The 25,433-nt window shown below is 50.7% G+C and carries 24 protein-coding genes; 15 read left to right on the top strand and 9 right to left on the bottom strand.

From position 1 onward, the window contains the following. The 5 genes from NT140_12045 to NT140_12025 form a co-directional block, all read left to right on the top strand. Positions 1 to 592, top strand: a 592-nt coding sequence (locus NT140_12045; GenBank protein ID MCX5832595.1) for a transposase, incomplete at its 5' end; no start/stop codon positions are given. Between the two features lie 116 nt (positions 593 to 708). Beyond that, positions 709 to 1,788: a tetratricopeptide repeat protein gene (locus NT140_12040; GenBank protein MCX5832594.1), complete on the top strand. Its 1,080-nt coding sequence runs from the start codon at positions 709 to 711 to the stop codon at positions 1,786 to 1,788. Between the two features lie 172 nt (positions 1,789 to 1,960). Continuing rightward, complete coding sequence (locus NT140_12035) at positions 1,961 to 2,437, top strand: ParB N-terminal domain-containing protein (protein ID MCX5832593.1); 477 nt, start codon at positions 1,961 to 1,963, stop codon at positions 2,435 to 2,437. Between the two features lie 206 nt (positions 2,438 to 2,643). Continuing rightward, positions 2,644 to 2,916, top strand: coding sequence for a hypothetical protein (locus NT140_12030; GenBank protein ID MCX5832592.1), 273 nt, complete (start codon positions 2,644 to 2,646; stop codon positions 2,914 to 2,916). Positions 2,917 to 2,949: 33 nt separating this feature from the next. Further along, on the top strand, positions 2,950 to 3,486 hold the full coding sequence (locus tag NT140_12025) for a hypothetical protein (GenBank protein MCX5832591.1): 537 nt from the start codon (positions 2,950 to 2,952) through the stop codon (positions 3,484 to 3,486). Between the two features lie 217 nt (positions 3,487 to 3,703). Here the strand turns inward: NT140_12025 and proC are convergent, their stop codons facing one another. From proC to NT140_12000, 5 genes are all read right to left on the bottom strand, one after another. Then, the gene (proC, locus tag NT140_12020) at positions 3,704 to 4,522 is read right to left on the bottom strand and encodes a pyrroline-5-carboxylate reductase (protein MCX5832590.1); all 819 of its coding nucleotides are present in this window, start codon (positions 4,520 to 4,522) and stop codon (positions 3,704 to 3,706) included. 165 nt (positions 4,523 to 4,687) lie between these two features. Further along, the gene (locus NT140_12015; GenBank protein ID MCX5832589.1) at positions 4,688 to 4,939 is read right to left on the bottom strand and encodes a hypothetical protein; all 252 of its coding nucleotides are present in this window, start codon (positions 4,937 to 4,939) and stop codon (positions 4,688 to 4,690) included. Positions 4,940 to 4,972: 33 nt separating this feature from the next. After that, positions 4,973 to 5,149, bottom strand: coding sequence for a hypothetical protein (locus NT140_12010; GenBank protein MCX5832588.1), 177 nt, complete (start codon positions 5,147 to 5,149; stop codon positions 4,973 to 4,975). A gap of 245 nt (positions 5,150 to 5,394) precedes the next feature. Beyond that, complete coding sequence (locus NT140_12005) at positions 5,395 to 8,058, bottom strand: CHAT domain-containing protein (protein ID MCX5832587.1); 2,664 nt, start codon at positions 8,056 to 8,058, stop codon at positions 5,395 to 5,397. Between the two features lie 355 nt (positions 8,059 to 8,413). Continuing rightward, on the bottom strand, positions 8,414 to 8,641 hold the full coding sequence (locus tag NT140_12000; protein MCX5832586.1) for a hypothetical protein: 228 nt from the start codon (positions 8,639 to 8,641) through the stop codon (positions 8,414 to 8,416). 743 nt (positions 8,642 to 9,384) lie between these two features. Between NT140_12000 and NT140_11995 the strand changes: the two genes are divergently transcribed. From NT140_11995 to NT140_11975, 5 genes are all read left to right on the top strand, one after another. Continuing rightward, positions 9,385 to 10,404 (top strand): DUF362 domain-containing protein, encoded by a 1,020-nt coding sequence (locus tag NT140_11995; protein MCX5832585.1) that lies wholly within the window; start codon positions 9,385 to 9,387, stop codon positions 10,402 to 10,404. Between the two features lie 30 nt (positions 10,405 to 10,434). Next, a complete protein-coding gene (locus NT140_11990) occupies positions 10,435 to 11,949 on the top strand; it encodes a leucyl aminopeptidase (protein ID MCX5832584.1) in 1,515 nt (504 codons plus the stop codon). 3 nt (positions 11,950 to 11,952) lie between these two features. Further along, the gene (locus tag NT140_11985; GenBank protein MCX5832583.1) at positions 11,953 to 12,930 is read left to right on the top strand and encodes an ABC transporter ATP-binding protein; all 978 of its coding nucleotides are present in this window, start codon (positions 11,953 to 11,955) and stop codon (positions 12,928 to 12,930) included. Continuing rightward, on the top strand, positions 12,923 to 13,936 hold the full coding sequence (locus NT140_11980; protein ID MCX5832582.1) for a dipeptide ABC transporter ATP-binding protein: 1,014 nt from the start codon (positions 12,923 to 12,925) through the stop codon (positions 13,934 to 13,936). Before NT140_11985 ends, NT140_11980 begins: the two co-directional genes overlap by 8 nt. Positions 13,937 to 14,353: 417 nt before the next feature. Continuing rightward, on the top strand, positions 14,354 to 15,514 hold the full coding sequence (locus NT140_11975; GenBank protein MCX5832581.1) for a phosphoglycerate dehydrogenase: 1,161 nt from the start codon (positions 14,354 to 14,356) through the stop codon (positions 15,512 to 15,514). Between the two features lie 59 nt (positions 15,515 to 15,573). Here NT140_11975 and NT140_11970 read toward each other — a convergent pair whose 3' ends face one another. Next, on the bottom strand, positions 15,574 to 16,713 hold the full coding sequence (locus tag NT140_11970; GenBank protein ID MCX5832580.1) for a type III PLP-dependent enzyme: 1,140 nt from the start codon (positions 16,711 to 16,713) through the stop codon (positions 15,574 to 15,576). Between the two features lie 15 nt (positions 16,714 to 16,728). Continuing rightward, positions 16,729 to 17,913 (bottom strand): deoxyhypusine synthase, encoded by a 1,185-nt coding sequence (gene speY / locus NT140_11965; GenBank protein ID MCX5832579.1) that lies wholly within the window; start codon positions 17,911 to 17,913, stop codon positions 16,729 to 16,731. 338 nt (positions 17,914 to 18,251) lie between these two features. On the opposite strand from speY, the gene NT140_11960 reads away from it, so the two are divergent. The 4 genes from NT140_11960 (at position 18,252) to NT140_11945 (ending at position 21,972) form a co-directional block, all read left to right on the top strand. Next, positions 18,252 to 18,389, top strand: a complete 138-nt coding sequence (locus tag NT140_11960) for a lycopene cyclase family protein (protein MCX5832578.1) — start codon at positions 18,252 to 18,254, stop codon at positions 18,387 to 18,389. 3 nt (positions 18,390 to 18,392) lie between these two features. Next, on the top strand, positions 18,393 to 19,592 hold the full coding sequence (locus tag NT140_11955; GenBank protein ID MCX5832577.1) for an FAD-dependent oxidoreductase: 1,200 nt from the start codon (positions 18,393 to 18,395) through the stop codon (positions 19,590 to 19,592). Between the two features lie 110 nt (positions 19,593 to 19,702). Beyond that, a complete protein-coding gene (locus tag NT140_11950) occupies positions 19,703 to 20,629 on the top strand; it encodes a transporter (protein MCX5832576.1) in 927 nt (308 codons plus the stop codon). A 74-nt stretch (positions 20,630 to 20,703) separates the two neighbouring features. Next, complete coding sequence (locus NT140_11945) at positions 20,704 to 21,972, top strand: MFS transporter (GenBank protein ID MCX5832575.1); 1,269 nt, start codon at positions 20,704 to 20,706, stop codon at positions 21,970 to 21,972. A 129-nt stretch (positions 21,973 to 22,101) separates the two neighbouring features. Here the strand turns inward: NT140_11945 and NT140_11940 are convergent, their stop codons facing one another. Both NT140_11940 and NT140_11935 read right to left on the bottom strand, forming a co-directional pair. Further along, entirely contained in the window at positions 22,102 to 22,656 is a 555-nt protein-coding gene (locus tag NT140_11940) for an NUDIX hydrolase (protein ID MCX5832574.1), read from the bottom strand. Positions 22,657 to 22,676: 20 nt separating this feature from the next. Further along, positions 22,677 to 23,609, bottom strand: a complete 933-nt coding sequence (locus NT140_11935; GenBank protein ID MCX5832573.1) for a LysR family transcriptional regulator — start codon at positions 23,607 to 23,609, stop codon at positions 22,677 to 22,679. Between the two features lie 169 nt (positions 23,610 to 23,778). Between NT140_11935 and NT140_11930 the strand changes: the two genes are divergently transcribed. Continuing rightward, positions 23,779 to 25,419: an NAD(P)/FAD-dependent oxidoreductase gene (locus NT140_11930; GenBank protein MCX5832572.1), complete on the top strand. Its 1,641-nt coding sequence runs from the start codon at positions 23,779 to 23,781 to the stop codon at positions 25,417 to 25,419. The last annotated feature ends 14 nt before the right edge of the window (positions 25,420 to 25,433 follow it).

The following is a 25,433-nucleotide window of genomic DNA, read 5'->3' as shown; positions in this document are numbered from 1 at the left end:
GACCTTTTTCCGTGAGGAGGACTATCGTCTATATAAGCAGCTTATGGCGGAATGGTGTTCTTTCCATGGGATTGCAGTATGGGCATACTGTCTCATGCCGAATCACGTTCACCTGATAGTGGTTCCTCAAACCGAGGACAGCCTGCGATTGGCGATAGGCGAGGCCCATCGGCGCTACACTTGTCATATCAACTTTAGAGAGAACTGGCGTGGGCATTTATGGCAGGGGCGGTTCTCCTCCTATGTGATGGACGAGAAGTATTTGCTGGCGGCGGCGCGGTATGTTGAACTCAATCCGGTAAGGGCAAGGCTGGTAGCAGATCCGGCTGAATATCCCTGGAGCAGTGCGGGGGTGCATTTAACAGGCGCGGGCGATGGTTTAGCGACCGCAGAGCCGTTGCTGGAATTAGTTGGTGATTGGAGGAGCTTTCTCACAGCCGGTCTGCCGGAGGAAGAGTATGAAGATCTTCGCAGACATGAAAGAACAGGGCGTCCGCTTGGAAATATAAAGTTTACAGAGACGTTGGAAAGTGGGTTGGGAAAAATATTGACGCCACGAAAGGGCGGGAGACCCAAAAAGCAAAAAAACTAGTATGGTGTCCCTTGATTTCGCCCTTGATTTCGTCCCTTGATTTCGGGTAATTTCCCCTTGAATTGCACTGCTTTTTGGTCAATGTAAAAAATATATCACAAAATAAAGGGGGTACGATGAAAAAGCTGTTTTTCTTAATACCATTTACCTTTTCCCTCTTATTCTTTTTATTCACCACCCCATGCCCAGCAAAACAAATGAACATACTGGTACACCCTTTTGAGAACACAGGAGATAAGGAATACTCCTGGATATCGGCAGGCATGACAGATACCGTCATATCCGACCTCACGCGTATTCAAAATATCAGTGTTGTCTCGAATCAAGACAGGAAGAAGATACTTGAAGAGATGAAGTTTATCTTCTCAGGTCTTGCAGAAGAAGACAGGATGATTAAACTCGGCAAGCTCACAGGTGCTAACGTTATCTTCACGGGAAGCTATCTCGTATCAGATTCCCGCATAAGGGTCCATGCAAGGCTTGTCAATGTAGAGACGGGCAAGGTAGAAAGCTCCACCAAGATAGACGGCACCCTAAATGGGATCTTTGACCTACAGGATAAGGTGGTATTTACCTTAATGGGTGAGACAGAAAAAATCACCATAGCCGACATTATACCTGTAAAGTTTATCAAACAAGACAGGAAGAAGATAGCGGAGAAACCCAAATTAAAATTAAGCGCCTATGAATGGTATGCAAAAGGCTTAGAGGTTGAGGATACCGACCCCAAAGAGGCGCTTAACAATTTCAAGAAGGCACTCGATATTGACCCGAACTATACCGATGCATTGATAACCGCAGGTTTTACTACGGGTATTACATTTAACCTCTTTAGCGAGGCCCTCGGATATCTTGAAAAAGCTGAGAGAATTTTTAAGGGCCGTAATGATACCAAATCGTCCGGTTATACCCGCCTCATGATGAACATCGGCAATATTTACGTGAGCAAGGGCCAGCTTGACCGTGCGCTGGAATACTTCCTGAACTCCCAATCCATTTATGACAAGCTCGGGTTACAGAATACCGCCGGTTATGCCGGTATCATGGCGAACATCGGCAATGTTTACGGGGAGAAGGGCCAGCTTGACACGGCAGGGAGGTATTTCAGAATGGCATACGATGCATATGTTAGATCTGATTATTCAGGGGAAGAGAAAAACTGGGCTCTTAATAGTGCAAGAAGGCTGGGATACTAAAATTAAGGTAGAGGCGTTACTAAATACACGTCTCCGTCCATAATACACGTTTTCCAAGAAATCCGATAAGTATCTGTTTGTAGGGTATACCTTGTAAAACTTATGACTTGTCGGTAAAGTCCTGCCATGGGAGTTCGGTATACGACGCGAACATGCCAAGATGAGAGCTTGAATGAAGATTCCAATTGCTAAGTTACAACTGGTGCCTTATAACGCAGTCCATAAAGGCAAGTCCACTCCTGTCGAGTTCGGTTTTGCTGATATCGATGAAGCAATCATGAACAAAGAATGGGAGTTCAGGTCATTTCAGGGTTGTTTTAGAGAACTCCAGACCGAATGGGAATCAGTAGATGAAGATACATCCATTGTTTTACAGAAAAAATATCACATCAATAGAATCGCAACAATAGCTGACAAGGGAATTTGGAGAAAACCTTTACTGCTATACAATGATTATACCATTCTGGATGGCGGCCATCGGCTATGGGCTTGTCATTATTTGAAAAATTGCGAAGTTGATGCAATCGTAATAGAAAAATATTCATTAACAGACAGTGAAAAAGAAACGATCTGGGAGACGATTAGAAAGTGCCGTGGCGACGTAAAATGTGCTTTAGTACAGTTGCGAATTGAAATCATCAGAGAATGAACTCGGCAATCTCCAGACGGGTAATCTACGTGGTCAAAACTGGCATTTCGGTGGCATCTGTGCCTCGATGTAGTTGAAGAAACTGAAAATTGGATATCCATGTCGTAATTGCCTGTGATAAGGCTCCTTCAGGTCTATACGAGTTGGCCAAAAGCTTTTCGGTACAGAGTAGGTAGATATTATTCGTTCTCCTGCGAGGTAGATCAATGTATATTCATTTTGCATTTGGTGCGTATAAAAATGACATTCAGATCCAAACTAACTCAGTAATAGATGACGTTCTGCAAAAAAAAAGATTGTTATTAAAGGCAAACCCTGAGTTTATACCCGTGTTTCAGCCCCACATTCACGCAAAAATCTTTAACGACTCAAGATTTATAGATACAACTGTACTGAATCTGCCGCTGGAGGGTTTTCTTTCAGAGAATGATGGATTGGCAGAATTGAGAAAAAAATATACCGATAAGCCCGAAATATGACATCTATTATTTGGATATGGATGTCAGGATGTTATGCTTTTCGATGTTTCTTTTGAGCAACTGCCTATGCACCCGCACAAAGAGCAATATGGCAAACTCGGACTGGTCTTTGACAATGAATACTTGAGTAAAAACAAAATAAGAAAAGTTTATTACTATAAGGAAGAATCTCTTTTCTATGACCCCATAGTTCTGCAATGGAACCATTATTTTGCATATAAATCCAATCTGTCGCCTATAGAGATTCTTCGCAAAAAAGAGCTGGAAGAACAGATTTTAGCTTATAGAAAACCTCATACGCTCTTTAATAGTTTTTCAGAAAGCAGGAAGCTTGCTGTAAATAATAATGGTGTAAGAATTGCTGATGTGTATGAACGATATCCAATAGGTTATGAATTCTGTAAAGAAAATGAATGGCGAATATCTTCTCAAAGCAATGAAGATTATTTGAACTTTGAAGAAAAGGATCTGAAAGCTGTAATTACATCTGATGAAAAATCTACGAAACAATTAGAGCGTTATTTTGCAACAGAGTGGAATGTTTCTCCAGATATTCTTGTATTTCCATAAAAACCGCGGGGGCACAAGCCGGAATTCGGGGGACACCATACTAGTTTTAGAATTACGTCCACATGATAATGCGTTCTCAAACCGAAGCCAGCCTGCTGTTGGCGACAGATTAGTACCATCGGCGATAAACTCTTCATCTTGATAAAGGGGCGGAAGGCCAAGAATGCAAAAAACTAGTATGGTGTCCCCATATTACTAAAGGGGAAGTGCTGCCGACTTACCTGTGCCCGCCCAGCTCCCTGGAACGTAAGGTTGCCGCCTCCACCGCCGCCATCAAGGTCGCCCTGATCTTGCCGTCCTCTAATACCTTCAGGGCGGCTATAGTAGTACCTCCCGGCGAGGTTACCATATCCTTCAACTCCGCCGGATGCTTGCCACTTTGCAGACAAAGCTTGGCTGACCCCAGCATGGTCTGGGACGCCAGTTTAAGGGCCACATCCCGGCTCAGCCCCATCAGCACGCCGGCGTCCGTCAGTGCCTCTATAATGACGAATCCATAGGCGGGACCACTGCCGCTCAGTCCCGTGACGGCGTCCATCAGTTCTTCTTTGACGACCACCGTAATCCCGAGAGCTCTGAAGATCAGTTCCGCCAGCTCCAGATCTTTCTCCGAGGCATTTTTGCCGCGCGTCAGGGCGGCTGCCCCTTCACCGATCAGGGCCGGGGTGTTGGGCATGACCCTGATGACCCTTACTCCCTCTTTAAGACAGCCTTCGATAAACCCCGTGGAAATACCCGCCGCGATCGAAATCACCACTTTTTTATTGTCTATGACGGGGCTCAGCTCCTGGAGAACGTTTCCCATATCCTGGGGTTTTACCGCTAGAACAACCACCGCTGCTGCTTGCGCCGCCTTTTTGTTGTTCTCCGTTGTCGCAACCCCGTAAGCATCCTTAAGTCCCAGCAGGCACCCCCTTACCTTATCGGCCACCGTAACATTAGCGGCCGGCGCCAATTGGCGGGAAACGATGCCGTTGATAATCACCCCGCCCATTTTCCCTCCGCCGATAATCGCAATCTTTTTCCCTTTCAACATCTTCTCCTCCTTTGTTATCAGTAACAGAAACAGCGTCCATACCTGGCCAGAGCAAAGTGGATGCCGGCGCCGGTTTCAATTCCCGTTTATTGAAACTAACCAAATATTTTATTAAAATCAATAATTTTATCACGCGAGAAAGTCCACCGCGCACATCTGCCCCGGTCATGGCGGTGAATGATCGCCTGCTTTCACCTGGTCGTTCTCCCGGAGTTCCACCGCAGCGCCGCTCAAGGCCACCCGCCCTGTTTCCAGGATATAGGCCCGGTCGATTGATAAATAGTTGCTATTACGTGGATTGGGGATACGGAAAACGGTTTTGTCTGCCAAGGAGATTAATAAGGATAAAGCGATGCTTCTTAGCTTCAATAAGCCAATGAACCCCGTGCAGCAGCGCCGGAATTCTTTGTATTTCACCAATGATAATCCATTGCGCACCGGCGTTGCCGATCATCTTCTCCAGCCGCTGCGGATTGGCGCCATATCTCGAATAGCTGCGGCAATATTGGCATAGCAACTGTAGACGGCCATGACAATGACAAAGCTCGGGGAGAAGATCGTGTTGAGAAGTACCTTTAGCAAGATGTTGTTCATGAATTGCCGGACCCGGGCGATGATGTTCCCCACCTTGCGGGTCTCGAAGTAGCAAAAGGGCAGGTTACGTATAGTTTATTGAAGTCAATGATGGAGGCTGACGCGTTTTTATAGCAGACTTCAATCCGTACTGCTTGACCAAAAAGACATCGCTGGCGATCTCTTACACTTACAACTAAACGGTTTTCGATGCGGGATTGAGGTGAGGATTGCCACTTGGAAACGATGCTTTCTATGGCAGGTAAATCCATCGAGCCGATCACCGCAAGCGATAGTGTTTATGGGCCAGGATCGCCCATCAGTACAAAAGGTGCCCAGAAAAGGGGATGGGCGTAACTGGCGATGATCTTGCCCGTGGCTTGATCCTTCAGCGTCTCCCTGTCGATCAGATCCAGCATAGATCTCCTCAGCGCCTGTGATCTGGTCAGCTTAGCATCATCAACTTGAAACCTGAATAGGCCGGTGACCAGTTTCCGGGCCGACGTCGTTTCAACAGGATACATACTGGCCAGGATCGCCCGGCTACCGGCATAGAAAAAGGCCTGACCAAGTCCCGACAGACTTTCCGCTCCGGCGCCACCCGCAGCTCCCGTATTACACGCTGAAAGAACGATCCAATCGGCATTCAGCTTCAACTTCATAATATCTTTCATCGTCAACAAGCCATCCTCCTGGTCTCCTGTGACGGAAGATGAGGACAGGGCAAGAGCAGGCTGATCCAAGCCGTCCAGATCCCCGGGAACCAGGGCATGGGTGGCAAATGCAATGACCTTCCGGTCCGACAGGGGCATTGTTTTAACCCGGTGCTTGGAAGCCTGCTCCTGTAAAAAGACGTCTTTTGTCAGGTCTGCGTTCAATACCTGCGCAATGGTTTTAATTTCTTCTGCCGTGTCGGGCAGACGGTCCAGATTCTCGGTCTGAATGGATGCGACCTTCTGATTATCGAGAGTTCCCTTCGCAGTAATGCGGATACCCCTAACTTGGACACTACTTGCATTTATTTTGTCGATAGCAGCTATTTTTCTTGTGGTATGTTCTTCTAACCTGTTCTGCTCTGCTTTCACAAACGCCAGCTGTTCCCGATTAAAGAGGGGATCACCGAATCCCAGAAAGGCCTTACGACCGGGATCAGCGGCCTGCATCGTCCGCAGATTGAAAAGGGCTGACACAGAAGGCTCCATGGTAATGGAAACCCTGCGTATCAACCATGGAACCTGCCGGTAAAGGGCAAAAAGCTCCTCACGTTCACGATCAAGGTGAAATGGCGCCGTCGGAAGAATAGCCAGGGGGATCTGATCCAGGGGATTATTTGTGACAATAAAAAGGTCGGTGGCATCCTTCAATGCCGATTCAACAGGAGAAAATAATTTCAAATAAAGGTCATAGGCCAGAGAGATATCAAAATCGGGAATATCTCCCAGCGTTCCCGGTTCCGAATCAAGTGATTTTCTCAGCTTTGCCACAACGGGGATGAGATTGTTTCTACCCATGCCGACGGAAACAAATTGTGCATTTTTTCCATGAGGAATGGCCCAGATAAAGGTCTGATCTTTAGTGGTATAAAGGGACAGCAGCACTTCCCCCGGACGCATTATCGTCCGGATAGAAGAAATGGATCGTGCCGATGGATTTACAAAATCAGCATATCTGGGGAAGCGGCGCTTGGTTTCACCCAGAATGGTATTCCGGGCATCGCGCAGCTTTTCGATATTAATTTGTAGATTCCGAACGGCATTCGGGTCCTGCTGACCGGCCGGCGCCGCTAGAAGATTCAGAATCGCGCTTTCCAAGATGACGATCTGTCTGTCTGCATCCTGTTCCTTACGGGCCAGGTCAGCCAGTTCCGGATCTGTCACTGCGGCACGGGCACTGCTTGCTACGAGAGCTCCCTGGACGCTCCTGCTTCTATTTGCTTCTGCCAGATTGAACGATGTGGCCACTGCATCGATCCCCAGCTCCTTTTCAAGGGGAGTGCCCTGAATCTTCGCCAGTAAAGAGACATAGTCATCAATGATTATTCTCCGCAGTTTTTTGTGACTGGCAAATTCACCTTCTTCCGTTCGGTGTTCCATAAGTACTTCTGTTGCGGTGGAAAGGTCCCTGACGGCTTCGCGATAATGGTTCAAGTGTTCCTCAGTCATGCCCCTGAGCGCCAGCATCTCCGCTGTTTTATCGTTCCTTTCACCAAAGCGTAACCTGAGTTTCTCGTAGTTTTGTGAAGCCTGTTTCTTCGCGTCGTCATAACGGCCGGTCATGAGCATGGATAAAACCATCAAGGGATCCTGTGTAAAGGATCTTTCAGAGAAAAACGGATTTTCTTTCATACCGACCTGGGCCAGATCGTATTGTGACATGGCGCCGACGTAATTCTCCATTGACGCCAGGATATCACCCTTTGTGATCCTGGCAAGGGTCACGAAGGGGGAATCAGCAGGGGTACGCGCAGCTTCAAGAATACGAATGGAGGCATCAGCTAGCCGTTCCGCTTCTTCCATGCGACCCTGCACCAGCAATATGCGGGTAAGCAATATCAGTGCCTGTCCCGTAAGCGCTGATTCCTTGCCGGTATGCGCCAGAGAGGCTTTCAGGACATTTCTGGCTTCTACCTCCGCCTCCAGCAGGCGTTGCTGATTCAATAAATTCCGTGCATGGAACATATCCACAGAGATAAAAGACGTCGGATATTTTTCCAGGAGCACCCGGCCCGGCCCCGTCCCGAGGTTCTTGATCTTTCGATATTCTGCATCAGCTTCCGCGTAGTTTCCCTGTGCCTCCAAAATGAAGACATCCATCAAATGCAGCTGCATCTCATGCAAGAATCCTCCTGTCGGCCCCTGTCTACTTTTGTTAATGAATTCAACACCGCTCTGCCTGGCGCTTTTAGCAGACTCCAGATCGCCAATCGTGGCGTAGAGAAAGACCAGTTGAAAATAAGCTCTCACAGGGCTGGAAGGAGTCTCATATAATGGGATAATGACTACTGGATATGTTGAACTATCTTTATATAATGCAATCGCTTTTTGAAAATTACCATAACTGTGTTCTATAATGCCGAGACGGCATTTGATGAATCCATCGGAATCATCCTTAATATTATAAGCTAATGCCTTCTGTAGATCATCCCTGGCCTGCCCGAAGCGGTTCAATTCAAAGGCGGCCCCCCCGCGGTCCCTGTAAAATGTTTTGAGAGTCCTCGGATCTTCCGTATCGGGTGGTTTGGCGTCAGCCTGTTTCTTGAATTTCGCTGTAATCTGAGATTCGAACTGACCGGGCTGGTCCAGAACGGAGAGAATATCGTTAATTCTGCGGGGGGGGGGGAATAAAGGCCGGCGATTCCGCCATGGAGATGGTAACCTTTTTTGCTTCCTCCAGAGACATTTTTGTGGCGCAACCTGACATTAGGGGGAGAATCAATCCAAGCAGGAAAGCCGCTCTGAGGGGATTGCGTTTGATCATCGTAACACCGAAGATTGAATAAAAACCCCGCACTTTTTTGAGTAAGAAGGTTTCGTAAAATCTCTTCATGGCATTACCCTTCAAAAAAGGGTTCAAAGTGGTTGTTAACCGATTGGCAATGCTTCATTTAAACTCATGTTCTTAATGAGTTGAGAAGTCAAGGGAATCTTTTATTGATAACCAATTGAAAACTTTCATATCTCTGGAGATATGGATTCGATTACAGTATCGGCAGCCTTCTCTTTGCCTATATAGGGCATGTATAGTACTGAAGCGCAAACACACATAAAAACAAGAAAGATCAGACATCCCCATTTGCGTTTACTTTTATCGGGTTTTATATGGCTATCTACATGTCCCATATATTTATTAGTATCAACATTCCCATTAGGAATCTATTATATCCTCGAAATGTGATGAGTTAATGCTTTCAGGAAGCTATCTTCGCCTAAAATAACCTACCGGTGCTGACCCGCTATGACAAGTAATGCGGGCTATAGCGATCCCTCCCTGCTACCCGATCAGGCAGTTAGTCGTTATATACTTTGCGGACACCAGCCGCTCCTCACGAAACTGCAATACACAGCAAAATCTGCCCATGGACCGTGGTTCGTGAACTAACACACTCTGTTCTTTTGACAAACGACCCAAACGATAATCCTTTTTAGCGGCCAGGCTCGCTACTTCGGCAACGGACAAATTAACTGACTCAAACCACGAGGGGGGAAGGTTTTTTATGGCAATGGGGTGTCATTTTTGGTAGTAAGGAGCGGCAAGGCGTGTTCTATTCGATATGGCAGGAGGAAACGATCATGCAGGAAAGCTTGCGGCAGGGCATCTGCACAGCGAAAGGGGGAACGGTTGAGTCCCTGCGTATGTTGCTCAAGGAGCTGAAAACTCCCTTTACCCCCGGTCAGAGGGTGGGGATCAAGCTCCACTGGGGTGAGAGGGGGAATCATACTTTTCTGCCCCCGGACCTGGCTAAAGAAATTGTCCGGTGGCTTAAGGAAATGGGGGTTTCTCCCTTCGTTTTTGATACTACCGTTCTGTATTCCGGGGGTCGCCGCACGGGGAAAGATGCCCTCGCGACGGCGGCGGAGCATGGTTACCACGAAGAGTTTCTTGGTTGTCCGGTTATCATCGCGGACGGTCTGGACGGGCGCGATGTGATCGAGATACCGGCGGGTTATAAACATTTTACGGCGGTGCAGGTGGCGGCTCAGGTCGAAAAGGCCGATGGATTTGTGATCTTTTCTCACTTCAAGGGTCACATGGTTTCCGGTTTTGGCGGCGCCCTGAAGAATATCTCCATGGGGTTTGCCTCACGGGCGCAAAAGCAGCGCATGCACGCCGATGTCTATCCCGAGCTTGATACGGGCACTTGCAGCCGCTGCGGCGATTGCGTTGCGGCCTGTCCCACCGGCGCCGCCCATATCGCGGTAAGTGGCTATCCAGCCTATGACCGTAAACTTTGCATAGGCTGCGCCCAGTGTATCGCGCTGTGTCCCGAAGTAGCGCTGCGCATCCTCTGGGGCGACGACAGCGGAGCCTTCCAGGAAAAACTCGTGGAAACGGCGGCGGCCCTCTGGAAGATCATCAAAGACAGGACCGTCTTCATCAATGCCGTAGTCAAAATTACCACCGACTGCGACTGTCTGCCGGGCACTCATCCCGTTATAGCGCCGGACTTTGGTTTTGTGGGCGGGTATCACCCCCTGGCGATAGACCGGGCGTCCCTGGAAATAGTCGGCGCCGCACCTTTTGAAAAGGCCCATCCCGGTATCCGGTGGCAGCGGCAGTTTATATATTCAGAAGAAATTGGTTTTATATAGATAGACAGGCATGACCTGTGGGAGGAAGATATGGAGTTTATTGTTAAAAAGGGGAAAGCTGCCGAATTTGCTACTGAGGCGCTGGTGGCGCTGCATTGCGAGGGTGACAAAAAACTGAGCGCCGGGGCAAAGCTCCTCGACAAAAAAATGCACGGTCTGATCGCGGAAGTCATTGCGGCGGGCGATTTTGAGGGGAAGTTAAACCAGATCGCCGTCATCTATACCCAGGGCGCCATCCCGGCCCAGCGCATCGTTTTGACCGGTATGGGCAAACGGGCAGAGCTGGACCGGGAAAAGCTGCGCGGCGCTTTTGCCAAAGCCGCCCGGGAGATCAGGGGTCTCAATGTGAAAAAATTCGCCGTCGCGAGTGATCTGGGCATCTCCTCTCTTCCGGACGCAGAGGTGACAGAGGCTATGGTCGAGGGGGTGTATCTCGGCCTCTATCAGTTTACGCCTTTCAAAACGCTGGAGCGGGACAAGATAAAAGAAATAAAGGAGTTCGTGATCATCGAGGAAAAGGAAGAAAACATTCCCAAGGTAAAAGCGGCGGTAAAAACGGCTGAGAACATCTGCCACGCCGTTTGTTTTGCCCGGGATCTGGTTTCCACGCCGGCCAATGAAATGACGCCCTCGGATCTGGCCCGGGAGGCCGAAACAATGGCCGCCGCCCGGAAAAAAGTCCAGGTCCGGATTCTTGATGTTCAGGATATGAAGAAATTGGGGATGAATGCCCTCCTCGCAGTGGCGAGTGGCAGTTGCCAGCCCCCAAAATTCATCGTCCTTTCATATCGGGGCGGCCGCAAGGGGCAGGCGCCGGTGGCTTTGGTGGGCAAAGGCTTGACCTTCGACAGCGGGGGGATTTCCATCAAGCCTTCCGAGAAGATGGATGAGATGAAATCCGATATGGCGGGGGGAGCGGCGGTTATGGGCGCGATCATGGCCATTCACGATCTGCATCTGCCGGTCAATGTGGTGGGTTTGATCCCGGCCACGGAAAATCTGCCCGGCGGCAAGGCCTATAAACCCGGTGATATTCTGAAATCGCTGTCCGGTCTGACGATCGAGGTTTTGAATACCGATGCCGAAGGCCGCCTTATCCTGGCCGATGCCCTGACCTATGCGGGCAAATTCAAACCGGCCGCAATCATTGATATCGCCACCTTGACGGGCGCCTGCATTATCGCCCTGGGAGATAATGTCATCGCCTTGCTGGGTACGGATGAGAAATTGAAGGCCGGCCTGAAGGCGGCCGCGGAAACTACCGGGGAAAGGGTCTGGGAGCTGCCCTTCTGGGAAGAGTATCATGAGTTGATCAAGAGCGAGGTCGCAGACTATAAGAATGCCTCGGGACGGGCCGGCGGGACGATTACGGCGGGGGCATTTTTGAGCAAATTCGTCGGCCCCTGGCCCTGGGCGCATCTGGATATTGCCGGCCCCGCCTGGCTGGCCAAGGATAAAGCTTATTGTCCGAAAGGGGCCTCGGGCGTGGGGGTGAGGCTCTTTATCCGGTATTTGCGTGATTTGGTTAAAGATGGGGGAACGTAAAGGTTGAGCGAACCTCTCCTCAGGGTTACCAACCTGACCACTCATTTTGAGACGCAGGAAGGCTGCATCAGGGCGGTGGACGGGGTGGATTTTACCGTCGGCCGCGGTGAGACGCTGGGTGTGGTGGGCGAATCCGGTTGCGGCAAGACGGTGCTGGCGCTGAGCATAATGAGGCTGGTGCCAACGCCGCCCGGCCGGATCGTCGCCGGCAGCGTCTTTCTGGACGGCACAGACCTGCTCGCGCTTAATCAGAAAGATATGCACCGGTATTTGGGCAAGGAAATTGCCATGATCTTTCAGGAGCCCATGACCTCTCTCAATCCGGTGCTGAAAGTGGGTGAGCAGATTGCCGAGGTGGTGCGTTTTCACGAGGGGCTCTCCCGCAAGGAGGCCCTGAATCGGGCCGTGGAGATGCTGCAATCAGTGGGGATGGCGGCGCCGGAACGGCGCATCCGTGACTATCCGCACCAGTTGAGCGGCGGGATGCGGCAGCGGGTGATGATTGCCATGGCCCTGTCCTGCCATCCGCGGCTGATGTTGGCCGATGAACCGACGACCGCACTGGACGTTACCATCCAGGCGCAAATTATCGAGCTGATCGGCCGACTCAAAGACGAATTCGGCGCCTCGATGATTCTTATCAGCCATGATCTGGGAGTGGTTGCCGAAGCCGCCCAGTTCGTCGCAGTCATGTACGCCGGGAAGATTGTCGAGCAGAGCAGCGCCCTGGACCTCTTCTCTTTTCCCCTGCACCCCTATACCATAGGCCTGCTTCTCTCCCTGCCGCGGGTAGACCAACGCGGCAATAAGGACGGATATTTGCAAACGATTCCGGGCAGCGTACCCCCCCTTTATAATCTTCCCCCGGGTTGCCGTTTCCAGGAACGGTGCCTGAAGGTAATGGATATCTGCCGGAGCGCGGAACCGGCCCTGACGGAGGAAAGGCCCGGACACTGGGTAAGGTGCTGGCAATATGTATGAAAAGGAAGCTTGCCATCCGGTCGCTGATCAGCAGGGCGAGGCCTTGCTGGAGGCCAGAGGATTGAAAAAATATTTTCCGCTGCGCCAGGGATTCTTGGCGGGGCGCCTCGGGACGGTCAAGGCCGTCAACGGCCTGGACCTGAAAATTTATCGCGGCGAAACGCTGGGATTGGTGGGAGAAAGCGGCTGCGGCAAGTCCACCTTGGGGCGCATGCTTGCCAGGCTTGAGGAACCAACGGCCGGCGCCATTCTTTTCGATGGTGAAGACATCAATAAAGAGAAAACAATTTCTACCGCGCTAAAAAACTATCGCCGCCAGGTGCAGTTCATCTTTCAGGACCCTTACGCCTCGCTGAATCCGCGCCGGACGGCGGGAGACATCATCGCGGAACCCTTTATCATCCATCAGCCGGGGAGCCGTCGTGAGAGAAAGGAAGAAGTGGCCCGCCTCATGGAGGTCGTAGGGCTGTCGCCGTCGCAGATGGGACGTTATCCGCATGAGTTCAGCGGCGGCCAGAGACAGCGCATCGGCATTGCCCGGGCGGTCGCTTTAAAACCAAAACTCATCATTGCCGATGAGCCGGTCTCCGCCTTGGACGTTTCCATCCAGGCCCAGATATTGAATCTGCTCAAGGACCTGCAGAGGAATTTCTTTTTGACCTACCTCTTCATTACCCATGATCTGAGCGTGGTGCGTTACATGGGCGACCGGATCGCCGTCATGTATCTGGGGAGAATCGTAGATTGGGCGGACAATCAGGAATTTTTCGCCCGCCCCCTGCATCCTTATACCAGAGCGCTTCTTTCCGCCGTGCCCGTGCCGGAGCCGGGCCGGAAAAAGGAGCGGGTCATCCTGGCCGGCGAAATGCCCAACCCTCTTGCCATTCCGGCCGGGTGCGCCTTTCACCCCCGCTGTTCCTTTCGCCTGGACATTTGCGATAAGCTCGAACCCGAGCTTCGGGAGAGAGGGAATGGCCACTTTGCGGCCTGTCACCTGGAAGATTAAGTTTCGCGTCCCATAACGAAAATATGATTCATCCGGTTGATGCGTACTTACTCGATAAGGGGCGTCACTATCATGATATCATCGTATTATTTCCACGCTCATTATGATACGAAGACCTGTAACGTGAGGTGCCGGAGCCAACGGATACAAGGTTAAAATAATGTAGTATCAATTCATACAACATTCCAACCTGTAATAAACACTGTTCACGCCAGACAAACATAGGCATCGCACACCCACATTTTTTGGCCAAGATTTCCTTGACACACAAGAATGTCAATGCTATACCCCATCCCACAAAATGAAAATTCTCATCAAAAAAATGTCATAAGGACAATTTGTTTTGGACAATAGTGGCACAACTGAGCATTCTGTACTATCAGAGAACTCTCTAATGAAAAAGAATAGGAGGTTTTTATGTATCAGATTGATCTGTTAAATAAAATTTCGGAAAAAGGGCTTAGCATTTTTACTGAGAAGTATGAGTATCGTACTGATATTCCCGATCCTGACGGCATCTTGGTAAGAAGCAAGGAAATGAAAGAGGTAAGCCTGCCGTCGAGTCTGAAAGCAATTGCTCGCGCCGGCGCCGGTGTCAACAATATTCCCATCGACAAATGTTCGGAGAAAGGCATTGTTGTTTTTAATACCCCGGGAGCAAACGCAAACGGCGTAAAAGAATTAGTCGTCTTGGGCATGCTGCTGGCATCCCGCAAGGTGGTTGAAGGAATCGCCTGGGCCAAAGGCCTGGTGGGTGAAGGCGACAAGGTGCCGGACCTGATCGAAAAGGGCAAATCCAAGTTCGGCGGCACCGAGATCCTGGGCAAGAAGCTCGGAGTGGTGGGTCTGGGAGCCATCGGCACCATGGTGGCCAGTGCCGCCGAGGGCATGGGCATGGAAGTCTGGGGATTCGATCCATTCCTGTCCATCGAGGCGGCCTGGAGCCTGTCCCGCAATACCAAGCAGGCACCAAGCCTGGACAAGCTCCTGTCCGAGTGCGATTTCATCTCGCTGCATGTCCCTCAGAACAAGGATACCAAGGGATTCATCAATGCCAATAAATTCGCGGTCATGAAGAAGGGCGTAGTAATCCTTAATTTCGCCAGAGGGGGACTTGTGGATACCCCGTCCCTGAAGAAGGCTATTGCCGACGGCATCGTGGCGTGCTACGTGACGGATTTCCCCGATGGAGAAGTCATCAAGACGGACAAGGTCATAGCCATTCCGCATCTGGGGGCCTCCACGGAGGAGGCCGAGGAAAACTGCGCGTTTATGGCGGTTAAACAGCTCATGAATTTCCTGGAAAATGGCAACATCAAGAACTCAGTCAATTTCCCAGAGTGTTCCCTTGATCGTTCTGGTAATCAGCGGCTTACCATCGCGAATCAGAACTTGCCGGGCATGATCGAAAAGATCACGCATTTCCTGGCCGAAAACAAGATCAACATCACGAACATGATCAACAAGAGCAAAGGGAGTATCGCCTATAACATCATAGATATAGACGGCGAGATTTCTAATGACCTTGTAAAGAAGATTGGTTCGACAGAGGGCATCATAGGGGTCAGGGTGATTTAAGAATACCTCTGGCATGTCCTCCATTTATAAAGAAAGTATCAACGAGACAGCAGCCTGAATCAACGTCTGAGATTGATATGGATAATTTTGGCGCCGTCGAAACCGTTAAATTTTGTTGAAGAAGCAATGCTGTAGGCGCCGATATTTTTCGTCAGCAGATAATCCCCGACGGCCAGATTTTCCGGCAACTGAACGGACAGGGATATCTTGTCAAAACTGTCGCAGGTCGGTCCGACCACCGCACAAACCTCTTTTTCCCCCTGCCGGAAAGAAGTGAAATTGGGGAGCCAATGATCATAAATAACGCCCGAAAAGGTATGATAAACGCCGTCATTGATGTAATAAAACATCTTGCCGTCTCGCCTGGACTTGCCGACGATTTCGGTGATCAGCGTTGCTGCCGTCGCGGCGATGAATCTCCCCGGTTCCGCTATAATCTCGATATCTGACGGGAAAAGTCGTTGACATTCGGCATTAATGACATTCGCCAGCTTTTCGAATTCAGGCATCTGCGCATCATAGGGCACGGGAAATCCGCCGCCGATGTCTATGATTTTCAGGTGGTAGCCCCTTTGCCGGGCATCCTTGAGTATTGCCGATGTAATGGCGAGCGCTGCCGTGTAATTGTCAAAATTGGTGCACTGGCTGCCCACATGAAAGCTCAGCCCTTCCACCACAAGCCCCGCATCGTTTGCCTGGCGGATCAGAAGGTCGGCATCTCCTGGCTCGGCGCCGAATTTCGAACTCATCTCGACCTGTGAGCCCGAATCTGGCACCTTCAGCCGGAGAATTAAACCGGCCGTGTCGCAGTAATCCTTTATTTTTTTCAACTCCTCGCGGTTGTCGAAAGTGACCAGGGGGCGGTATCGTTTTATCTTGCTGAGTGTCTCTTTGTCCTTGATGGTATTGGAAAAAATAATCTTGTCCCAGATGAAGAAGTCCTTATCTTTTTCTTCGAAATGCTTAATGTATTCGTAAATCTGCATGAATTCGTTGTAGGAAGCGACGTCAAAGCTCGACCCTTCCAGGAACAGGGTCTTGATGATCTCGGAATGGGAATTGGCCTTGACTGCATAATAGCATTGAATCCTGGGCAGATTTGTTTTGAAGGTCCGGTAATTATCCCTGAGCTTTTTGTGATCCAGGATAAATAAGGGTGTCCCGTACTGCTCGATAAGTTTGATAAATTGCTTTTTCATGGCCATTTTCCACCTTTATACCGGGAGCTTTTTCATAAGTTTTTTCAAAGATTCCACTTCTTTGTTATTTTCCAGATAAGATTTAACCAGCTTTGCATGCAACTCTTCCCCCCGGTGATAAAGCCTTTTTTGTTTTTTGGGCTTGGTAGTATGCGTGACATAGGCGACCATCAGCGGCAAGGCTACCGTAACGTCGAGATAGGCGGTGACGGCTTCTTCCAGCTTCGTCGGGTCTATCTTGCCCCAGCTTGCCGCCTCGCTGGGCGGGGCGCCCGACAATCCGCCCGTATCCGGTCTGGCATCGGTAATATTGATGTCATAATCCTGCCCCACTTCGGGGATCATGAGGACTTCCTGAATCTGCGGTTCCGTCTGGAGCATGAAGTTTTTTGGGCTGCCGCCGCCGATCAGGATAACGCCGGTTTTTCCCTGTTCATAACGCTTGGCATTCAAGATGATGGCGGTTGAATCATTGACGTCCATGCTTGAGTTAATTTTCAGTCTGAATTTATCTCTCAGTCCGGCGGTTTCCGCTAAAAGCTCCAGGCCGGCGACATTCATGCCGATAGTGGAATCACCGGGAGAGGAGGTGAAAACGGGAATCCCGTTTCTATAGGCGGCGGCAACGACGCTTACTTCGCCCAGTTTGTTTTTCTCTTCGTATTCATTCATCACCTTTCCCAGGTGGTAATAAAATTCACGGGTTCCCATTTCTTTCTGAAACTCCGGCTGCAGCAGGATTTTTCTCAAGCGGCGATCCGTTTCCATCAGCACGTCTTCATAATCAAACAGAATATCATAAATCCTGGTTACTCCCTTGTCCCGCAAATCAACATCGTTGACAACATGAGTGCCGCGATGCATCGGCAGGTTGAAGGCAAAATGCAGATCGTGGTACATATTCGCGCCCGTGGCGGTCATCCAGTCAACAAAACCGTGGTTCATCAGGGGAATAATCGCCGCAGGCCCCAGACCGGCCGGGGTCAGCGCCCCTGCCAGACTTAACCCCACGGTGACGTCATTGGCGGAATATTTGTCTCTCAACAACTGACAGGCGGCCCTTAAGCGCCCGCCGTTGTAGGCATCCATGTTATCAATCAATTGCACGATATCCGTCTTCCCTGAGATTGGCTCGGGAAGAATCCTTTTACCGGCAAGATATTTTAATTTGCCGGGGCATTCTGTTTTCCTCTGTTTCATCTTTTTCCCCTTTCTGAAAAGTGTCGAGGTTTTCCTTAATTACTGTGATACCTTCGGGCGACGTAGAAGACGTTTAGGGATTACTCAAACTTGTTTTTCTATATCTCATTTTTTCGAGAAATGAAACAGTGCCGATCACCTGATATGTCGGTCAAATTTCACAAAAGAAATAATAATCGGCTTTATAAAGTGGTTGCTTAACCGTCTAAAAACGACTATATATCCACCGGGACAAAAAAAGAGGACGCCGTGAGGGAGGGCCATATTTCTACGCATTTTGATCGGGAACTGGAAGAATTTCTACGCTCCCAGTGGGGAAATAAGGGGGAGGATTATCTATGAGCAAGAGCAAGACATTAGTCATTGTCGGCGCGGGCGCCGCGGGCGGTTCCGTAGCTGCCGAGGCAAAAAGAAGCGACCCCGGTCTTTCTATCACCATGATCGAGCAGGGGCCACATGTAGCAACCGCCGCCTGACCCATGCCCTATTACATCGGTGATGTAATCAAGGATGAACGGAAACTGACGGCACGCACCCCGGAAAAATTCCGGGAATCAGGAATTGAAGTCCTTATCAATACCAGGGTCGAAGAGATAGATCCGGTTGCTCAGGTTATCCGTCTTGGCGGTGGCGCCTCCCTCCCCTACGATTTCCTCGCCCTGGGAACCGGAGCAGCGTCCATCATGCCGGGCATACCCGGAGAGGATATGGAAGGGGTGTTTCTCCTTAAAAGACTGAGCGATGCCCTGAGGATAAAAGACTACCTCAAAGAAACGCCCTGCCGGAAGGCGATCATCATCGGGGCCGGTTTTATCGGCATGGAAGTTTGCGAGGCTTTCGTGACGAAGGGAATTGTCACCGAGATTGTCCTCCGGGGCAAGCTACCCGTCAACCGCTGGGATCCGGAATTGGGCCTGATTATTTTAGACGAACTCAAAAAGCATGACGTCGCCTTCACTACGGATACGGAAATCCGGTCCATCGAGAAAGGATCTGCCTACCGGTTACGCTTGAACACGAATCATGGCCCCACGGAGGGCGATCTGATCCTTCTGGCAGTCGGCGTTAGACCCGATACTACCCTTGCCCGGGCGATGGGTCTGGCCATTGGTAAGTCCGGCGCTATTGCCGTTAATTTCTCCCAACAAACCTCCGTAGAAAATATCTATGCCGCCGGCGACTGCTGCGAGTCATTTAACAGGGTCAGCAAGCGGTGGGGCAACATTCCCCTGGGCGACATCGCCAACAAGCAAGGCCGCGTTGCCGGCAGCAACATCGGCGGCAAACCCATGCTCTTCCCCGGTGTTGTCGGGGCCCAGTCTTTCCGGATTTTCAGTCTGGCGGCGGCGGCAACGGGCCTTACTGAACAGGAGGCCAGGGCAAGCGGTTTCCATCCTGTCAGCGTGATCTCCTGGGGAAATGCCATCGCCAACTCCCTGCCAGATCCGAAAAAGATAGGTCTCAAGCTTATTGCCGACAGGGCTACGGCCAGGCTGATCGGCGCCCAGGCGGTCGGTGAGGCCGGTGTCGTCAGCCGCATCAACACCCTTTCTGCCACCCTGTGGTCTGGTCTGGGCCTCGAAGAAATTGGCTACCTTGATCTTGCCTATGCCCCGCCCTTCAGCGGCTCCTGGGATATCATTCACAATGCCGCTCAAGCATTGTTAAGAAAATTATAATAAATTGATAAAATTTGCTTGACAGACAATTATGTCCTCGTCTATAGTCCGCAGTCAGGAGAGTTGTTATCAGAATTGGTTAGCATTTCAACTTAACAAAGGGAGGGAGTATGAAAAAGAATGGTAGTATGAGCGGTAATTTTGTCAAGTTAATCTTAATGGCATTTGTATTAACATTGGTTCTTTCTGGTGCGCCGGTATTTGCGACGGAAGGCGGGGGGTCCCATTATGTTGGTGGCAATGAAGATTTCATGTCTGGCGCCTTGCCTCCTCCGGGGATGTATCCTATTGTTTACTATGTGAATTATTCCGCCAATAAGCTCAAAGATAATGATGGTAACGATATCCCCATCGGTTTCAAGCTGGATGCGAATGCCTTGGCATTCCGTTTCATCTATGTCTCCAAAATGAAACTCTTGGGCGCCGACTTGGCCTGGCATGTTATTGTGCCATTGGTTGATCAGAAGGTAAAAATCGATGCAGCCGGTGTAGATAAAAAATCTTCTGGCCTTGGCGACATTGAGTTCTCCGGCCCGATCCTTGGCTGGCATTTCAGCAAGAACATGCACCTTGTCGGAACGGTTGACTTCATGGCGCCGACGGGGCAGTATGACCAGTACGATGAATCCAGCATCGGCCGCAACTACTGGACCATCGCTCCCATCTTGGATGCTACCTATATCAGCGACGGCGGGTTCGAGATTTCGGGCAAGTTCCAGTACTTCTTTAATACGGAAAACAATGATACCAAATACAAATCGGGTAATGAATTCCTTTTGGATTATCTGATCGGTCAGCATTTCGGCAACTGGAATGTCGGCTTGAACGGTTTTTATCACAGGCAGATTACCGATGATGAAGTCAATGGTGTCACGGTTGGTACGGACGGTAATAGACTCCAGTCTATTTCCTATGGACCGGCAATCCAGTATAACTACAAGAATATGTTTTTCAACGCCAAGTATCAGTGGGATTCGAACGCGAAAAACACCGTGGAAGGCAACAAACTCTGGCTTAAATTCATGTACGCGTTTTAATTAATCTCTCCTGTTCTCCCCTCCCGCCCGTGGGAGGGGAGAATTTCTAACTCCTTTATTCCACCAAGAAGCTCTTGACTGATAACAGACAACATAATCGCATCTTCTACGGCTGGTATATCGTCGCCGCTTCCTTCGGGATTCTTTTTTTCAACTCCGGCGCCCGGTATGCCTTTGGCGTGATGATGAAGCCCATCATTGCCGAATTCGGCTGGAGTCGCGGGGCCGTCTCGGCCGTCTTTTTTGTCAACATGGCTGTCTTTGCGCTGGCTCTGTTCATCGTGGGCAAACTGTATGACCGTTTCGGCCCCCGGTGGGTCATCCTGGTCTCCACCCTGTTTATTGCGGCGGGATTTGCCCTGACATCTTTCATTAATTCCCTCGGCCAATTCTTTTTCTCCTATGGAATCCTGGCCGCCCTCGGCATGGCCGGGACGTCGGTTCCCATGATTGCGACCCTGACGAGCAAATGGTTTGACAAGTGGCGCGGCCTCGCCATCAGCCTCGCCATATCGGGCAACTCGATCGGGCAGTTTGTCCTGATTCCGCTCTTCAGCTCTCTGGTCTTGAATCTGGGCTGGCGATCGTCCTATCTCTATATCGGAACTATCATGCTCGTGGTGAATACCGCGCTTGCCTGGCTCGTCATCAAGGGCGATCCCGCCCATCTGGGCCTGATGCCGTTTGGCCGCGATAAGGCCGAGGCAAAAAAGAAAGACCTGACCCACGAGATTGGCACGGGCACGAATATCATTTCTCCGGACATGAACCTAAAGCAGGCCATGGGCACATCTTCCTTCTGGCTGTTCCTGATCGTTATGGCGATCTGCGGCAGCGGAGATTATTTTGCCACCACCCACCTGATTCCCCTGGCTACCGACTACGGTATTCCGCCCTTGGTGGCGGGTAAAATGCTTGGGTTGTACGGGCTCATGAGTCTGGCCGGCATCCTCATTGCGGGGCCGGCCGCTGATTTTATCGGGAGCAAGATCCCCATCATCCTCACCTTTACCCTGCGGATCTGCCTGTATATGCTGATTTTAAGATACAAGAGCGCCATGTCTTTTTACGTCTTTGCCCTGGCCTTTGGCTTCACCCATCTGATCACGGCGCCCCTCACGCCGATGCTGATCGGGAAACTCTTCGGCACAGCGCATTTGGGCGCCATTACCGGTCTGATCAATGCAGCGCATTTTCTGGGCGGGGGGTTCTGGGCTTTCATGGCCGGGTTGATTTTTGACCGGACGGGCAATTACCAGTTGACCTTCATGCTCTCGGCGCTCCTGGCCTTGGTGGCGGTGGTGAGCATGGCTTTGGTTAAGGAAAAAAGGCACAAAATTTGACGACCTCGACAAAAGTCGTCACACCGGTGAAAACCGGTGTCCAGTGTTTTTGTAACGCGTTGAAATTTCTGGATTCCGGTGTTCACCGGAATGACGATTCTTGGGCATTTTTGACCTTTGGCGAGACAATCAAATTTTATACTCGATATAGTAGCGATAAAAGGCCGCAACAACAAGGGCGTGCGTAATCACTCCTTCCCTGATCAGGCGCGGGATGTCGGCCAGCGGTTCGAGTACGACGGCAATATCTTCCCGCTCGTCCTGCTTTTGAGCACCAATGGAGTAAACATTCTCGGCCAGAAATGCGTAACAGAGATTATTCTGCAGGGCCGGATTGGGATGGACGGACGAAAGCGGAATAACCGCATCCGCCCCGTAGCCCGTCTCTTCCTGCAGCTCCCGCAAGGCGGCGCTCGCCGGTGAATCAGTGCTTTCCACGAGTCCGCCCGGAAGCTCCAGCGTCACCTCGCGCGTGCCATGGCGGTACTGACGCACCATGACGACGTTGTTATCGGGCGTCAGCGGCAGAATATTCACCCACGGCGACGACTCAATGATAAAAAAATCATGAGCCTGGCCGGTGCGTGGCGAGCAGGCCCGATCCGTGCGCAGGTCGAAGATGCGACAGGATTTACTGCGCTCAGTGGATATCAGCGTCCAGGGCTTGGGATTCATACTGAACATATTCTTCCTTCCGGGGCCGTTTAAACCATTTCCAACAAATCATCCGCAAGCGTTGTCAAGTTGCGTGATCCCTTGTTTTCCTGAAGAAAGTAGAGAAATGTCGCCGCCGCCGGGGACAGTGTCTTACCCTTCAGATGGATGATATCTATGCCCATGGTAATGCTGCCTTCATCAAGGGGTATGGCAACGAGCGTCCCATTCCGTATATCCTCCCTGACACAGATGCTGGAAAGAAAGGCATATCCCTTGCCTTTTTTTACCAGGGACTTGATGAATTCCGTATTCCCGGCTTCAATGATGGACGCAGGCGTTAGACCTCTCTGCTCAAATTCATGCCAGATGGTAAATTTGGTGGCCGATTTGGCGTCGGTGAGAATGATGGGCTCTGTGGTCAGATCTTGAAGGGTCACCCTGGCTTTCTTGAGCAACTTACTGCGCGGTGAAGCCACAAGGACTAGCTCGTCTCTTGTGAAAGGTATGATGGCCAAACTTTCCGGGTAGGGGACCCTGGCTACAATTGCCAGCTCAAACCGATGGTGCAGGATGCCGTCAACCAGCCCCCGGGAACTCCTTTCGTCAAGGTGGACGGCTATATGCGGGTACCGGTCCTGAAAAGAAGAGACGATGACCGGCAAGAGGTACTGGGCCAGGGCCTTGGCGGCGCCCAGGCGTAAACAGCCTTTTTTGAGATCCTGCAGCTCCTTCACCGCATACGCCGCTTCCTCGACGAGGCTGAATATCTTCTCGGCGTAATCAAAGAGAAGCTTGCCGATCTCGGTGGGACGCAATTCCTTGCCGAATCTGTCGAGCAGGGTGAAGCCCATATCACGCTCCAGGGAGCGCACCTGGATGTAAACGGCCGGCTCGGTGACGCATAGCTCTGCCGCTGCCTTGGCAAAGGTGCCTTGCTTGACAACGCAGTACAACGCCCGCAACTGATTAAGATTCATCATTCCGAACAACCCGAGGTGTTACAATTTAATTAAGCAAACTATAAAATTAATTGTCTTGACCTGTCAAGATTTAAAATATAAACACGCACCAAGATTTAACAGGCCAGTTATTTTTTATAGTACAATGGTGATAGAAAAATAGTTATTGAAACAGTGAGGAGGCGGAACTATGAGGGAATTGGAATTTGATGGCATTATCATCGGCGCCGGTCCAAATGGACTCACTACGGCGGGATATCTCGCCAAGGCAGGGTTGAAAATTGCGGTTCTGGAGAGGAGATACGAGATCGGAGGGGGGCTGGCCACGGAAAACCTGCTGCTGCCGGGCATGCTGGTGGACAGTCACGCCATCTACCACATGATGTGCGAGTACGCGCCGCCCTTGAGGGATTTCGAGCTCGAAACGAGGTATGACCTGAAATGGATATATCCCGATCTCCAGATCGTCATGCCCTTTCAGGATGGCACCTACTTGGCCCTGTACAGTGACCCGGTAAAGTCAGCCGAGTCCATTAGAAAGTTTTCTGAGAAGGATGCCGAGTCCTTCCTCAACTTCGTCGGCATTTCCGATGAGGCGATGGATGTTTTCCTTGCTCCGGCAAGTTACGTCAATCCGCTGCCGAGTTTGGAGCAGGCGGCCAAGTTGGAGCTCCATCCGGCGACGAAGTGGGATGACGAATTGACGGGATACACGCCCCGCCAGATCGTTGACACCTGGTTTGAAAACGACAAGGTACGGACACTCTTTCTCTATCTTGCCACCATGTGGGGGCTGGATTACGACCTCGAAGGTCTGGGTTATCTGGTGCCCCTGATGATCAACCGGGGGTGGCATTTCCGCCTGAGTCACATGGGCTCGCATCATGTGGCCCACCTGATGGGAAAGTATATTTCCGAGAACGGCAGCCGGGTAATCAGCGGCTGCGTAATCAAAAAAATCATCATCGAAAACAATGAAGCCAAAGGCGTGGAACTTGATGACGGGACGATAATCAAGGCCAGCAAATTCGTTTGCAGCACCCTTAACCCTCATCAGACCTTCTATGACTATGTGGGCAAGGAGTATCTTGAACCGGAAATGATAACCAGGCTGGATCAGTGGAAGTATTCCGATATGAGCTTTTTCACCGTCCATCTGGCCCTTACGGAGCGACCACACTTCAAGATATTCGATCAGCATCCGGAACTCGCCGATGCCCTGATTTATGTTATGGACTATGAATGCGAGCAGGACCTGATCAACCACTTTGAGGCTTCCAAGCGAGGGGAACTGCACAACGGCGGCTTCAACTGCTGCTTTCCGTCCATCCATGACCCGGTCCGCATGCATCGCCATCCCGGCAGCTTCGTAAAACATATCGGTCTCATTTCTATGGAGTGCGCCCCCTACAACCTGAAAGACGGAGGCGCCTTGGCGTGGAACAAGATGAGAAGGCCCTATGCGGAACAATGCAAGGCCACCCTTGCCAAGTACGCGCCGAACATGAACAAGGATTCGATCGTCTGGGATTACATCGGCACGCCGTTAGATACGGAAAACAAGTTCCCCGACATGAAGCAGGGTTGTTTCAAACAGGGCGCCTATCTTCCGTTGCAGATGGGTTATTTCCGGCCCAACGAATACTGCAGCCAGCATGATACGACGATAAAGAAGCTCTACATCGGCGGATCATCCACCCATTCGGGCGGCATGATTACCTATGGGCCCGGCTTCAACGCCGCCGAAAAGATTGCCGAGGATCTGGGGGTCAAGAAATGGTGGCCCGAGCCGCGCGGCGTTAAAGAGGCGAGAGACCTCGGGTTATTTTAATTTCATAGAAAGGA

The organism is Deltaproteobacteria bacterium, from assembly GCA_026388415.1.
GTDB lineage: Bacteria > Desulfobacterota > Syntrophia > Syntrophales > JACQWR01 > JAPLJV01.
This window is presented reverse-complemented; position numbering and strand designations above follow the sequence as displayed.

Bases quoted from the DNA above. Each gene is read 5' to 3' on its own strand.
- NT140_12040 (MCX5832594.1), top strand. From the start codon at position 709: ATGAAAAAGCTGTTTTTCTTAATACCATTTACCTTTTCCCTCTTATTC.
- NT140_12035 (MCX5832593.1), top strand. From the start codon at position 1,961: ATGAAGATTCCAATTGCTAAGTTACAACTGGTGCCTTATAACGCAGTC.
- NT140_12030 (MCX5832592.1), top strand. From the start codon at position 2,644: ATGTATATTCATTTTGCATTTGGTGCGTATAAAAATGACATTCAGATC.
- NT140_12025 (MCX5832591.1), top strand. From the start codon at position 2,950: ATGCTTTTCGATGTTTCTTTTGAGCAACTGCCTATGCACCCGCACAAA.
- proC (MCX5832590.1), bottom strand. From the start codon at position 4,522: ATGTTGAAAGGGAAAAAGATTGCGATTATCGGCGGAGGGAAAATGGGC.
- NT140_12000 (MCX5832586.1), bottom strand. From the start codon at position 8,641: ATGAAGAGATTTTACGAAACCTTCTTACTCAAAAAAGTGCGGGGTTTT.
- NT140_11995 (MCX5832585.1), top strand. From the start codon at position 9,385: ATGCAGGAAAGCTTGCGGCAGGGCATCTGCACAGCGAAAGGGGGAACG.
- NT140_11990 (MCX5832584.1), top strand. From the start codon at position 10,435: ATGGAGTTTATTGTTAAAAAGGGGAAAGCTGCCGAATTTGCTACTGAG.
- NT140_11980 (MCX5832582.1), top strand. From the start codon at position 12,923: ATGTATGAAAAGGAAGCTTGCCATCCGGTCGCTGATCAGCAGGGCGAG.
- NT140_11975 (MCX5832581.1), top strand. From the start codon at position 14,354: ATGTATCAGATTGATCTGTTAAATAAAATTTCGGAAAAAGGGCTTAGC.
- NT140_11970 (MCX5832580.1), bottom strand. From the start codon at position 16,713: ATGAAAAAGCAATTTATCAAACTTATCGAGCAGTACGGGACACCCTTA.
- speY (MCX5832579.1), bottom strand. From the start codon at position 17,913: ATGAAACAGAGGAAAACAGAATGCCCCGGCAAATTAAAATATCTTGCC.
- NT140_11960 (MCX5832578.1), top strand. From the start codon at position 18,252: ATGAGCAAGAGCAAGACATTAGTCATTGTCGGCGCGGGCGCCGCGGGC.
- NT140_11955 (MCX5832577.1), top strand. From the start codon at position 18,393: ATGCCCTATTACATCGGTGATGTAATCAAGGATGAACGGAAACTGACG.
- NT140_11950 (MCX5832576.1), top strand. From the start codon at position 19,703: ATGAAAAAGAATGGTAGTATGAGCGGTAATTTTGTCAAGTTAATCTTA.
- NT140_11940 (MCX5832574.1), bottom strand. From the start codon at position 22,656: ATGTTCAGTATGAATCCCAAGCCCTGGACGCTGATATCCACTGAGCGC.
- NT140_11935 (MCX5832573.1), bottom strand. From the start codon at position 23,609: ATGATGAATCTTAATCAGTTGCGGGCGTTGTACTGCGTTGTCAAGCAA.
- NT140_11930 (MCX5832572.1), top strand. From the start codon at position 23,779: ATGAGGGAATTGGAATTTGATGGCATTATCATCGGCGCCGGTCCAAAT.